The 13,568-nt window shown below is 62.5% G+C and carries 8 protein-coding genes; 5 read left to right on the forward strand and 3 right to left on the reverse strand.

The genetic code is table 11. The features are described from left to right. Positions 1-60: 60 nt before the first annotated feature. From N4Q37_RS05470 to N4Q37_RS05480, 3 genes are all read right to left on the reverse strand, one after another. Positions 61-711 (reverse strand): response regulator transcription factor, encoded by a 651-nt coding sequence (locus N4Q37_RS05470; RefSeq protein WP_260955878.1) that lies wholly within the window; start codon positions 709-711, stop codon positions 61-63. 189 nt (positions 712-900) lie between these two features. Next, positions 901-1,464 carry a lecithin retinol acyltransferase family protein gene (locus N4Q37_RS05475; protein WP_260955879.1) on the reverse strand — a complete coding sequence of 188 codons (564 nt, stop codon included), beginning with the start codon at positions 1,462-1,464 and terminating at the stop codon, positions 901-903. A 165-nt stretch (positions 1,465-1,629) separates the two neighbouring features. Further along, positions 1,630-7,104, reverse strand: a complete 5,475-nt coding sequence (locus tag N4Q37_RS05480; RefSeq protein ID WP_260955880.1) for a trifunctional serine/threonine-protein kinase/ATP-binding protein/sensor histidine kinase — start codon at positions 7,102-7,104, stop codon at positions 1,630-1,632. 349 nt (positions 7,105-7,453) lie between these two features. Here N4Q37_RS05480 and N4Q37_RS05485 point away from each other — a divergent pair, with 349 nt between their 5' ends. The 5 genes from N4Q37_RS05485 to N4Q37_RS05505 all read left to right on the forward strand — a co-directional run bounded on the left by N4Q37_RS05485 (position 7,454) and on the right by N4Q37_RS05505 (position 13,545). After that, entirely contained in the window at positions 7,454-7,831 is a 378-nt protein-coding gene (locus N4Q37_RS05485; protein WP_260955881.1) for a response regulator transcription factor, read from the forward strand. A gap of 185 nt (positions 7,832-8,016) precedes the next feature. Then, positions 8,017-9,483, forward strand: a complete 1,467-nt coding sequence (locus N4Q37_RS05490; RefSeq protein WP_260955882.1) for an efflux transporter outer membrane subunit — start codon at positions 8,017-8,019, stop codon at positions 9,481-9,483. Positions 9,484-9,554: 71 nt separating this feature from the next. Next, complete coding sequence (locus N4Q37_RS05495; protein ID WP_390897896.1) at positions 9,555-11,033, forward strand: MFS transporter; 1,479 nt, start codon at positions 9,555-9,557, stop codon at positions 11,031-11,033. A 6-nt stretch (positions 11,034-11,039) separates the two neighbouring features. Continuing rightward, positions 11,040-12,071, forward strand: coding sequence for an HlyD family secretion protein (locus N4Q37_RS05500; RefSeq protein WP_260955884.1), 1,032 nt, complete (start codon positions 11,040-11,042; stop codon positions 12,069-12,071). 370 nt (positions 12,072-12,441) lie between these two features. Next, the gene (locus N4Q37_RS05505; RefSeq protein WP_260955885.1) at positions 12,442-13,545 is read left to right on the forward strand and encodes a sigma-54 interaction domain-containing protein; all 1,104 of its coding nucleotides are present in this window, start codon (positions 12,442-12,444) and stop codon (positions 13,543-13,545) included. The last annotated feature ends 23 nt before the right edge of the window (positions 13,546-13,568 follow it).

Below are 13,568 nucleotides of genomic sequence, written 5' to 3' on the forward strand. Positions count from 1 at the left end.
CCCGATGTTATTTTTTAGTCAATAAAACTTTTTAACGACGATAAATTAAATCCGCCGCATTCAAAGGCCCTGCCCGACCCCCAACGACTCGGCCATTCGCACCAGGTCGGCGAACGATTTTGCGTGCATTTTCTTCATGGCATGGGCGCGGTGAATCTTCACGGTGATTTCGCTCAGGTTCATCTGCCCGGCAATCTGCTTGTTCATCAAACCCTTGGCGGCCAGGGCCATCACCTCTTTTTCGCGCACGGTCAGCGTGTCGTAGCAGGTGCGCAGGTCGGAAAACTGTTGTTCGACTTCCCGCCGTTTGACATCCGTCTGCAAGGCTGCGGTCACGGCATCGAGCAGGTCCTGTTCGCGGAACGGCTTGGCCAGAAAGTCCACGGCGCCGGCTTTCATTGCCTTGACCGACATTTCGATGTCGCCGTGACCGGTGATGAAGATGATGGGAATCGTCGAATTCGCCGCAGCCAACTGGCGCTGGAAATCCAGGCCACTGGTGCCTTGCAACCTGACATCGAGCACCAGGCAACTGGCGCCTTGGGTCTTGGGTTGCTGAAGAAATTCCGCGGTGGACGCGAACGTCTCGACCCGGATCCCGACGGAGCGCAAGAGGTTGCTCAGGGCGTCGCGCATGGAGGCATCGTCATCCACGACGAACACGATAGGTTCCTTGCTGTCCGGCGCATTGGAGGAGTGACTGCCGCTCATGCACGAACCTCTTGGGGATGGACGGGAAAAAAGTCTAGCACAGCGCCTTTTCCTGGGAAGTCTGGATGTGGGCGCGTTAGCCCAGCCCTCACCACAGGGAATCGATTTGAGGCCTGAGTGTTGGGCGCACTTCAGACCGTCATCGCGAGCAAGCTTTGCTCCCACAGAGATTTGTGAGGAACACAGTTCCTAGGCGACAAAACGCGGCTGCAACGCCGAAATGAACGCCAGAAGCGAACGCGGACGACGCAAGCAAGCTTCGACCTGAGCGCTGTAGCTCCTGCCGCTGACGCACCACCGGCAAAAATGCTCGCAGTTGTTGGTCAGCACGCGATAACGGTTTTCCCCCACTCTCGAACGCGCCCGCTCGGCCACTTCGGCGCGGGAATATTCGGCCGGTTGCGCAAGCATCCAGACCGGTTTGTCATGGGCAAAATGTGCAAGATCGGTCACTTCGATGGGCCCGGATCTCAGCGCCCCACTGAACCCCGAATAATGGGCCACCTCGCCATCCCCCAAGTAGATCCCATGGTGCAGATAAAACCGGCGTGGGCTGACCAAGTGGGCACCTGGCACCAGGCTGTCGGTGACAGACCGGATATTGATCCATTCCAATACGCCACTCGACAGCCGTCCCGGTAGCGGCGCATTCAGACGATAGAACGCATTCGTGGTAATCAGTGCCATGCAAACCAGCGCGATGGATCGTAACGCTGACAATTCGTTGGCAACCCTGGCGGTCAAGCGAGTCATGATCAATTCTCCGCAGCCCTTGATCGTTAATGTATCGCTGGGGCTGCGGCGCTTCATTTGTACGTGGGATTGGTTCAGTGACCCATTCATATGCGGCCCTTAAACCTAGGTATTAACGGAGCAGATACCAGCCCCTCATCGAAGGGGTTGGCACCTGTGAGCGACTCAACGCTGCGCGATGGGCAGGGTGAATTGGACGGTGGCGCCCCGGGGGTGGTTGGAGCACGCGCTCAGGCAGCCACCGTGCGCCTCGATGATCGAACGACAGATCGACAAGCCCAGCCCCAGGCCTGTGGGCTTGGTCGTGTAGAAGGAGGTGAACACCAGGTCGGGGCTTTGCGAGGCGAACCCCGGCCCGGAATCGCTCACGCTCACCCGCACGCAACCGGCGTCGTCCAGCGCTGCGCGGATCAGCAAATGCCGCTCCCCTTCGCCGACACCGCCCATGGCCTCGAGCGCGTTCATGATCAGGTTGAGCAACACCTGTTGCAGTTCCACACGGTCGCCCTCGATCGAGGGCAAACCGTCCATGAGTTGCGTTTGGATCGACGCGCCACTCTTGATGATCTGGCCGCGGCTGAACTCAACCATTTCGTTGATCGCCGCGTTGATGTCCACCGGGCCCTTCTGCGGTGGCGCCTTGCGGATATGCCCGCGAATCCGACCCAGCACATCCGCCGCCCGATTGGCATCGAAGATCAGTCGCCCCAACACCTGGCGCACTTCCTCGATCTCCGGTGGCTGGGCGTTCAACCAACGCAACGCGGCGTCGGCATTGAGAATGGCCGCGGCAATCGGCTGGTTGACTTCGTGGGCAATCGACGCCACCAACTGGCCCATGGTCGCGACGCGGTTCGCATGGGCCAATTCGGTCTGCACTTCGCGATAACGACGCTCGCTTTCGCGGATCTTTTCTTCCGCCTGCCGGCGCTCGGTCAGGTCCACCACAAACGCCACCCCTTCCCGGTTGCCGGCTTCGAACGTGGCCAAGCCGACGATCACCGGCAAGCGGCTGCCGTCCTTCCTGAAATACTCTTTCTCGTACGGCCGGGCATGCCCGGTCAGCAGCGCCTGGGCCAAGGAGCGCTCGCTCAGTTCACGGAACTCCGGCACGGTCAGGTCCCGCCAACGCAGGCGGCCAGAGGCAAGGTCTTCGCGTTCGTACCCCAACATACGCAAGAAGGCATCGTTGGCCTCGATGATGTCACCGTCGGCATTCCAGAACAGAATGCCGATGATGTTGGCATCGACCAGGCGCCGGATCTTCGCCTCACGCTCCGCCACTTCAAGGTACAGGCGGGCGTTTTCCAACGAAATCGCCGCTCGGGAGGCCACCAGTTTCAGCACCGCGATCTGGGCCTGGCTGAACACATGGGCGGCCAGGTTGTTCTCCAGGTAGAGCACGCCGACGAGCTTGGCCTGGTTCATCAACGGTACGCAAAGAATCGACCGCGCGCGTCGCTGGCGAAGATAAGGGTCTGCGGTAAAGGGGTGGGTGCCCACGGCATCGTCCAGGAAAACACTCTCCTGAGTCCGCAGGACATGGTTGAGGATCGACTCTGGCAGCAGCGTCGGGTTCACCGGCAGATCGTGCAATTGCGTGGTGTTGTCGCCAGTCGTCGCTTGCGCCACGATCCGTGGCTCGCCGCCGTCCGCCAGGATCAACAAACCGCGCTCGGCCCCCGCCTGTTCGATCGCCGTGCACATGATCCGGTGGATCAGTTTCTCCAGGACGATCTCTCCCGAAACGGCTTCGGAGACCTTGAGCACGGTGGCCAGGTCAAGGTTTTCCACCGACGTGGCCATGGTCGTGGTCGTCGGGTCCGCCAGAGGCTCCCGGGCCTTGAGCGACGGGTGCTTGTTCTCGAGTTGCCGCGCCTTGCCCTCGGCGCCCCAGCGTTGGTAGCCGTAATGGGCATCCTGCAAATAGACCCGGGCGATCTTCGCCAAGCCCCGCGTTGCGTAAAAACGCGACGCCAGCTCGTTGGCGAGTGCCTCGATGTGCACGAAGCCACTTTGCTGCGCGGCGTCGATGGCATGCTCGTACAACAACTCGGCATCGATCAGGCGCCCTTCGACCCGGGCGATTTCAGCACTCACCAGCGCGGCCCGGCTGGCGAAGTTTTCCGGGCACTGTTGCGCCCAGGCCTGGAGCCAACACTGGGCCGCCGTCATTTCGAGCAAAAGCTGCCCACAAGCGTCAGTCGCAACGCTGTCGCAACGGGCGGACTGGGCCAGCGCAGTGTAGAAGTGGTATTCGGCTTCCTCGAAAAACGAGTGGGACGTCCAGAGCAACTGCTGCGCCTTTGCAGCAGCTTGCAGCGCCGCTTCAGGGTCATCGACCATGTAGCGTGCCTGCAACTTGCGAATCCAGTACCAACACTCGGCCAGCGCGAGGTCGGGATTACTGGACAGGTGGTGTTCAGTGGCGGCCTCGTTGGTCAGAGTGTCTTCCAGGTAGCCGAAAGTCGGGGTCAAGCCCTGGAGCATCCGGATCAACATCCTCTGCGTGGCGATAAAATCGACGACCAGCCCGAAACCTACCTTCCTGGCGTACGCCAAGCCTCGCTCGGCCTCCTCCAGAACCTCGGACAGCGGCTCGCCGGCGAAGAGGAAGTCCGAGGTCATGCTGTTGCCCGCATAGGCGCCATAGGGCAAGTCGCCGATTCGATTCGCCGCGGCGAACGAGCGACGCAACAAGTCCCGACATTGCCCCACGGGTTTCATCCAGCGCACGGTAAAGTTCGAGAAGCACAGATAGGTGCTCGCCTCAAAGCGCCTCAAACCCCGTCGATCAATGAGTTCACAACCGAGCTGACCGAATCGAAACCCCAGTTGGTAATCGCCAAACCGTCGCCCAGCCACCCGGAAAACATTGGCATAGAGCACACAAGATGCATCGCAGTTGCCCTGTTCCAGACTCAGCGTGACCGCTTTGCAGATCAACAGGCAGGCCAGGTTTGCATCGGTCTGCAAGGCCGGAGGGAAGAGTTTGCTCAGCGCGTTGACGGTCACCAGGGATGTCGCGTCCTCCATCAACGGCAGATCGATGAGGTCTTCGATTGCGCGGCCCCCCAGCAATGCGCCGATACGCAGGTACTCACGACGCACGTCCTCGTCGCTCGGATGGGCCGACCACTCGATGCCCACGTGCCGCAGGTAGTCGAGGCATACCGCGACCGCACCATCGCTGCGGTCCATGAGCAAGTAGACATCCATCAGCAGGCAGGCGACATTGGCCCGCTCGATCACGGTCGCAGCGCGGTCGGCCAATGCCCGCAAGTGCTCGTCCGCAGCGTTGAGCTGGCCAGTGAGGAACTCACATTCGGCCCGGTTCAACTCGAGTGCGAAGATCAGTTCATGTCGGCGCGTCCAGCAGTCTTCATCCAACAACTGCGTCCCGCTGATAAGGTAACTGAGCGCCGAAGCATAGGCCGTAGAGGCCTTGGCGCGTTGGCCGGCAATCAGGTTGAATTCAGCCAGTTGTTCTCGCTCGACCTGGTCGGTGATCAATGCCGTGCCACGGTTGAGCTGGCCGACGACTTCGAAAATCGCCTCCTCCCGCCCCTGCCCAGGCGTCTGCACAGCCAGCAACCGCCCGATTCGCAGATGCGCCTCGGCGCGCAAATCCCGAGGGATCAGCGAATAGGCGGCTTCATGAATGCGGTCGTGAACGAAACCATAAGCGCCGTCCAGCCCTTCGACGAGCTCCAGACGAATCGCCTCCCACAGCACTTCGCCGATCTGCGTCTTGTTAAAACCCAGCACGATCGAAAGCACCTTGATGCTGGCAACGTTCCCTAAGCAAGCGAGCTGCTGCAACGCCTGCTGCGTCTCGACCGGCAGACGCCCCAACTTTCCGACCATCAGGTCCACCACGTTGTCGGTGTAGCCCTTGGCATGAATACGGTCCGGGTCCCACCACCATTGCCGCACATCATGGATATAGGTCAGCAGTTGCTCGTCGGCGAGGGCATGCAGGAACTGGATGACGAAGAACGGGTTGCCGGCGGTCTTGTCCAGCACCAGCTGCGCCAGGGGTTCGATGCGCGCCAGTGCGTCATGCAGCGCCTCGGCGATCAACTGCTCGACATGCCCTTTGGCCAGCGGCGCCAGGGTGATTTCATCGACCTTGCCGCCGGCCTCGCGGATAGCCCGCAGCTTGCCAGTCAAAGGGTGCGTGGCGTCCACCTCGTTGCTGCGGTAGGCGCCCACCAACATCAAGTGGCGCACGTCCGGGCTGGTCAACAGCTCCTCGAGCAAATCGAGGGTGGCGGCGTCGAGCCATTGCAGGTCATCGAGAAACAAGGCGAGCGGATGCTCCTCGCGGGCAAACACCCCGATGAAGCGCCGGAACACCAGCAGGAAGCGCCGTTGCGCCTGCTGCGGATCCAATGCCGGCACCGCTGGCGGCTCGTCGATGATGAGCTTGAGCTCCGGGATCAGGTCAGTCATCAGTCGCGCGTTGGGCTCCAGCGCTTGCTGCAATGCCTGCCGCCACTGCGCCAGCTCTGCCTCGCCCTTGCCCAACAGCGTGCGCACCAGGCTCTGGAACGCCTGCACCAGTGTCGAGTAAGGAATGTCGCGACGGTATTGATCGAACTTGCCGCTGGCAAACAGCCCGCGCGGCGGCACCAGTACCTTATGTAGCTCGTTGACCACCGAAGACTTGCCGATGCCGGAATAACCGGTCACCAGGACCAGCTCCGGCACGCCGTTGGCAACCACCCGGCCGAAGGTGCTGACCAGGGTCTCGACTTCACGCTCGCGACCATAGAGTTTTTCCGGAATCAGCAACCGGTCGGACGTGCCCTGCTCGCCCAGCTCAAAAGCCTCGATGTGCTGTTGCTGCTGCCAGTACGCCAGGCATCGACGCAGATCATGCTCCAGGCTGGCGGCGGTCTGGTAGCGCTCCTCGGCGGTCTTGGCGAGCAGCTTCATGACGATCAGCGAGAGCATCAGGGGCACGGTCGCGACCCGCTCGTGGGGTGCCTGGGCTTTCTTCGCGATGTGGCAGTGCACCCACTCTATCGGGTCGGACGCGGTGTAAGGCAACAGGCCGGTCAGCATCTGGTAAAGCGTGACGCCGAGGGAATAAAGATCGCTGCGCGAATCGATCGAGCGATTCATCCGCCCGGTCTGTTCGGGGGCCATGTAGGCCAGCGTGCCAGCCAGGGTCTCGGGGGTCTGTCGCTCGCGGGGCAGCCGCGACGCCAGGCCGAAACCGGTAAGCCGCGCCTGCCCGTCGGGGCAGTTCACCAGGACATGGCTGGGCTTGAGGTCTTTATGGACGAGGCCACGTTGATGCAACTTGCCCAGCGCCACGGCGATGCTCAACGCCAGGCGCAGGAATGTCGCCGTTTCCATGGGCGCGATCAACAACTGCACCAGCGGCACGCCGCCCGGATCTTCGAGCACCAACTGCACACGCGTGCCTTCCCGAAGCATTTCCAGCGGTTGCACCGCCCAACTGTCGTCCAGTTGCTCCTTCAGGCCGAACTCGTGGGCCAGGCGCTCCAGGCAGCCGGAACGAGGTTGTTCGGTGGCGGGTCGTGCGACCAGGACCGCTTGCTTGCCGCCGGCCACCTGGCGCCATTCCCGCGAGAAAACCCGCTCACCGTCGTCCCATAATATTTGCATGCGGTTATCCATCGGCACAGGAACACTATGTTGTGGGTTTTATCTGCAGCACGTGTTTGCCGGCTGCTGTCCAGTGTCACGTCGCAATGGCCGATGTCACTGCCATGGTGCAGTGTCCGTGGCGGCGGCGGATGCTCAAGCGAGATGAGGCACCGTCGGATTCCTGAGCGCTAGATTAGCGCCTCGCAAAAGCCCTTCACAGGGGTTTCAACGTGGGGATGGGGCCTCTGGAGCGGTTTTTCCCCAGCGCCGACCCTTAAGTTTTAGCACGCTATACCTAGGTATACTTCTGCGCCCGACGGGACCGCGTATGGTGTAACCACGACAGGCGCTGTTACGAGCGACCCCTATGCCAGATACCCAGATACGCACGACGCCGACCATCGCGGTTGTCGACGATGACGAATCCGTTCGTACCGCCCTCAAGAGCCTGCTGCGCTCCAGCGGCTATGAGGTGCGAACCTATTGCAGCGCCATCGAATTCCTCGACGTGGACGCTCCCGCCGACACGCACTGCCTGATTTCCGACATCCAGATGCCGGGCATGAGCGGTGTGCAACTGCATGAGCGCCTGGGTGCCATGGGCTTCAAGATCCCCACCATTTTCATCACGGCCTATCCGGACCTGGGCGCCAACACGCCGGGGCTGGTGGCCTGCCTGCCCAAACCCTGCGAAGCCAACACCTTGCTGGGCTGCATTGACGCCGCGCTGAACCCGCGCCGTTGAGACCGCCGCACAGTTTTCCCCGCCCCCCCTATACCTTCGTATGTATCGCCCTTCCCTGATGTATGGCCTGGCTAAACCGATGTAGAAGTGCGCCCGCAAGCGACCGTCAATACCATGAACCCAGGCTTCATCGACCCCATGGCGCGCTCATCGAGCGACGCTGCAACTTTTGCGGGGAACTGGCAATGTCGGCTTTCTTCGAAACACCCCAACACCCCCTGAAACTCATGGTTGCACTCCTCACGTGCGGCGCCGTTTCCCTGGCCGGTTGTATGGTCGGCCCCGACTTCACGAAACCCGACGCAGGGCTCGATGCGGTGCAACTGGCCCCTCGGCCAGAGCTCGCGAGCGTCATCCCGATGTCTGAGGCCGCGGTGCCCGCGCAATGGTGGCAGTTGTTCAACGACACCGTGCTCACCGCGCTGCAAGGCCGGGCGCTGACCGGCAACCTTGACCTGCAAATGGCCACCGAGCGCATTGAGCAAAGCCGGGCGCAACTGGGCATCGCCGCAGCGCAATTGCTGCCCAGCGTGGGCGCCAATACCAGCTACAGTCGTGAAGCGATCAGTGAAAATGGCAAGTTCGCCGCCCTCGGCGCCCCGAGCGACCCGGGCAATTTCTGGCAAATGGGTTTCGATGCCAGTTGGGAGATCGATGTGTGGGGTCGGGCCCGCCGCGAGCGCGAAGGCGCGGCGGCAGCCCTGCAAGCCACCGTGTATGACCGCGAGGCCGCGCGGGTAACGTTAGCCGCCGAGGTGGCTCGCACCTACTTGCAGTTACGTGGCACCCAGGCGCAGTTGGACATCGCCCAACAGAACCTGAGCGTCGCCGAGCATACCCTCGGCCTGGCCGAAAGCCGCGAACGCAATGGCGTCGCAACCCGTTTCGAAACCACCTCCGCACGCGCACAACTGGCGACCGTCAAAGCGCTGCTGCCCGAACTGGCCCAGCGGCGCAATGCCCAGATGAATGCATTGGCGCTGCTGCTGGGCGAACAACCCCGCGCGCTCGACGCACAACTGCGCAATGCCATGCCCTTGCCTTCGCTGCCCAGCCGCGTACCGGTCGGCGTTTCCTCGCAACTGGCCCACCGGCGCCCGGACATCCTGCGCGCCGAGGCGCGATTGCATGCCGCCACCGCCGACATCGGCGTGGCCAAGGCCGATTTCTACCCGCGCATCGGCCTGAAAGGAAAAGTCGGCCTGGAAGCCCTCGACGGTGGCGACCTCGCCAGTTGGGACTCGCGCTTCTTTTCCATTGGCCCGACGGTTTACCTGCCGATCTTCCAGGGCGGACGCTTGCAACAGCGCCTGGCCCTGAACGAGTCTCGGCAGAAAAACGCCGCGCTCGCCTACCGCAAAACGGTGCTGCGGGCCTGGCACGAAGTCGACAATGCCCTGGACGCCTGGGGCGCGCAACAGCGTCGGCACGATGAATTGCAGGTCGCCTACGAACAGAACAAGCAGGCCCTGCGTGCGGCCGAACGCGGCTATCAACAAGGTGCCGCCGATTACCTGAGCGTGCTGACCGCACAACGCGACCTGCTCGACAGCCAAACCCGCCTCAACGACAGCGCCACCCACGCGACCCTCACCGTGGTCAATCTCTACAAATCCCTGGGCGGTGGCTGGGATCCGGAGACTGTGCAATGAACGCCATCGCCCCGGCGCAGGCCAGCGCGGTAGCCGGCGCGCCATCCCAGGCCAGCGCTTCGAATCGCCCGCTGGTGGGCCTGGTTGGCATTTTCCTTGCCGCCATGATGGCCGGCTTGAACACCCGGGTCGGTGCGTTGGCGCTGGCGGACGTCAGGGGGGCGATGGGCTTGGGCTTCGACGACGGCTCCTGGCTCACCACGGTGTACAGCGCCGGAGAGTTGATCGCCATGCCTTTTTCCGCGTGGTTTGCCATCACGCTTTCGCTGCGGCGCTTCGAGCTGTGGATGCTCGGGCTCTGCACCCTGCTTGCCTTGGTCCTGCCGTTCATTCACGACCTGGGCCTGTTACTCGCCTTGCGCTTTGTGCAGGGTCTGGTCAGCGGCACGACGATTCCGCTGTTGATGATGGCGGCGCTGAAGTTCCTGCCGGCGTCGATCCGCCTCTATGGGCTGGCGCTGTACGCAATGACCGCGACCTTCGCGCCCAACCTGTCCATCTGGCTGGCCGGGCACTGGACCGATGGATTGCAGGACTGGCGCTGGGTGTACTGGCAGATCATTCCCCTGGCCGTCATCGCGGCCGGGCTGATCGCCTGGGGGCTCGGGCGTGAGCCGATCCAGACGTCACGCTTCGGCCAGGCCAATTGGTTCGGCATGGCCTGTGGCGTGCCCGCGTTCGGCCTGATCACCGTCGCCCTGGATCAAGGCGTGCGACTGGACTGGTTCCAGTCGCCGCTGATCACCTCGGCGCTGGTGGCTGGCTTGGCCTTGCTGGCGATCTACCTGCTGAGCGAGTGGTATCACCCTTCGCCCTTCATCAAGTTGCAGATCCTGGGACGGCGCAACCTGGGGCTGGGCTGCCTGCTGTTCGTCGGCTTGTTGGTGGTGCTGATGTCCAGCTCGCTGCTGCCGGCCGCCTACCTCGGACCGTTGCAGAATTACCGACCGTTGCAGATGGCCTCGATCGGCCTGATCGTCGCGCTGCCGCAACTGATCCTCGGCCCGGCGGTGGCGCTGCTGCTGTACCGCAAGTGGATCGATGCGCGCCAGGTGTTCGCGCTGGGGCTGCTGTTGATCGCCCTGGCGTGCCTGTGCGGCGCGCAATTGACCAGCGACTGGAACCGCGACCAGTTCGTCATGGCGCAAACGCTGCAAGCCTTTGGGCAGCCGATGGCGGTGGTGTCGATGCTGTTTCTGATCACCAGCGTGGTGCAGCCGGCCGAAGGGCCTTATGTGTCCGGCACCATCAATACGTTGCGGGCCTTCGGCTCGCTGCTCGGCGCGGCGCTGGTCGGCCAGTTGATGACCGTGCGCGGCCGCTTCCACGGGGAGATGCTGCTGGACCAGGCCGCGCTGGCAAGCCAGGTGCTGGCGCCGTCGCAACTGACTGGCATGGTCAGCCAACAGGCGCTGGTGCTGTCGATCGCCGACGCCTATCGCGTTCTCGGCGTACTGGCGTTGTTGCTGATTCCCTTGGTGTTGCGCCTGGCCTACATCCCCGCGCCGTGCATTCCGGCCGCGACGTCCTCTTCTTCCTCACACGGGTGACCCATCATGGCCTTACCGAAGAAAGCCCAGTTACTCAGCGCCGTGCTGCTCGCCGTGGCTATCGGCGCGGTTGTCTATTTCAATCGCCCCGAATCCAGCGCGTCGATCCAATCCACCGACGACGCCTACGTCCACGCCGACTTCACCACGGTGGCGCCACAGGTGTCGGGCACGGTCGAGACGGTCTTGGTCGAAGACAACCAGTGGGTGAACAAAGGCGACCTGCTCGCGACCCTGGACGAGCGTGATTTCGTAGCCGCCCTGAACGCCAGCAAAGCCCAGGTCGCCAGCGCCCAGGCCGGCATCGCCAGCCTGCAAGCGCACCTGCGCCAACAGGACACCACCATACGTCAGGCAGAAGCGGCGCTGGCAGCGGATGAGGCGGCGCTCAAACTGGCCAAGGCCAATCAGGCGCGCTATCGCAACCTCGCCACCGACGGCTCGGGCACTGTGCAGGCGCAGCAACAGGCCGACGCGCAATGGAGCGTGCAACTGGCCGGCCGAGACAAGAGCCAGGCCGGTCTACAGGCCACCCGGCAACAGGTGGACATCCTCAAGGCCGACCTGCAAAAGGCCCAAGCCGCCCTCGCCCATGCCCAAGCCGCGCAAGCGATCGCCGAACTGAAGCTCTCCTACACCCGCATCACCGCGCCGATCAGCGGCACGATCGGACAGAAGTCCGTGCGCGTGGGGGCGTTCGTCAATACCGGCAAGCCGTTGCTGGCAATCGTGCCGCTGGACGCGGTCTACATCACGGCGAACTTCCGCGAGACGCAACTGGCCCGCGTGCAGACCGGTCAAGTCGTGGATATCGACGTGGACGCCTTGCCGGGCCAGGTGCTGCAAGGTTCCGTACAAAGCCTCGGCCCTGCCAGCGGCGCCGCTTACTCCGCCGTGGCCCCGCACAACGCCACCGGCAACTTCACCAAGATCGTCCAACGCCTGCCGGTGCGCATCCGCATCGATCCGAACCAGCCAATGGCCGGGAAGCTGCGGGTGGGGATGTCGGTGACGCCGCGCATTCATGTTGGGGGGTGAAGTACCAAGGTGGCGAGGGGTGTCTGGGCTGACGCCATCGCGAGCAAGCTTTGCTCCCACAGTGGTTTGGAGGTGTTCACAGATTTGGTATTCCCCCTGGAACTCTGTGGGAGCAAAGCTTGCTCGCGATGGCAATCCAACTTCCAACACAACACCCAGCCTGAAACCGCCCCTGTGGCGGGGGATGGGCGTAGAGCCCGGGAATGCCAGCGGTTAAAGTCTTAAGCTAATAACTTAAAGTTATTTTTTATCTATTTTTTATATCCATTAGATTAAGCCTTAAATCCAAAAGCTTCCTGGGGTGTGGTCATCAAGAAAGCCGGGCACACCCCTCCTCAATCACGGCAACTCTCATAAACGGGCCACCGTCATGCAGCTTCTGACACTTCCCCCCTCCCCCGGCCTGGCGACGTCGATCCGTGCCACGGCCCAGGTTTTCGAAGACCCGACTTCCCGCGCCTTGCTGGCCCATCTGCAGCGAGTCGCCCCCAGTGAAGCCAGCGTGCTGATCATCGGCCAGACCGGTACCGGCAAGGAGCTGGTGGCCCGTCACGTGCACAACCTCAGCGCCCGTCGCGACAAGCCGTTCGTTGCGGTCAACTGCGGGGCGTTTTCCGAGACGCTGGTGGAAGCCGAGTTGTTCGGCCATGAAAAAGGTGCCTTCACCGGAGCATTGACGACCAAGGCCGGCTGGTTCGAAGAGGCCGATGGCGGCACGCTGTTTCTCGATGAAATCGGCGATTTGCCGTTGCCGATCCAGGTCAAGCTGCTCAGGGTGTTGCAGGAACGTGAAGTGGTCCGGCTTGGCTCGCGCAAGAGCATCAAGATCAACGTGCGCGTGCTGGCAGCTACCAACGTGCAGTTGGAAAAAGCCATCAACGCCGGACACTTTCGCGAAGACCTGTACTACCGCCTCAACGTCGTCAGCCTGGTCCTCAAGCCCCTGCGCGAACGCCCCGGCGACATCCTGCCGCTGATCCGCCACTTCATCGCCGAGTACAGCCGCAGGCTCGGCCAGGGCGAGGTCCGGCTGGACGCCCAGGCACAGCGCAAATTGCTCGACTATTCCTGGCCAGGCAACATCCGCGAACTGGAAAACGTCATCCATCACACCCTGTTGATCTGCCGCAACAGCGTCATCGGCGAGCAAGACCTGCACCTGTCGAACTTCCGCATCGAGCGCCAGGATCACCCGCAAGACAGCGTCTCTCACAACGCAGAAGCCTTGTTGCAAAAGGCCTTTGAGAAACTGCTCGAACAGGAGCACGGCGACCTCTATGAAAAAGTCGAAGCCCAGCTGTTGCGCGCGGTCTACCGACATGCTCATTGCAATCAGGTCCACACCGCCAGCCTGTTGGGGCTGAGCCGCAACGTCACCCGCACACTGCTGATCAAGATCGGCGAGCTGGTGGTCAACAAACGCCGGCCGGCGCTGGGCACCCGGGACGGACAGGTGCTCAATCTCTCAACCTGACCCTCGCCACAAAAAGGCGATTC

Source organism: Pseudomonas citri, assembly GCF_025336485.1.
Lineage (GTDB): Bacteria > Pseudomonadota > Gammaproteobacteria > Pseudomonadales > Pseudomonadaceae > Aquipseudomonas > Aquipseudomonas citri.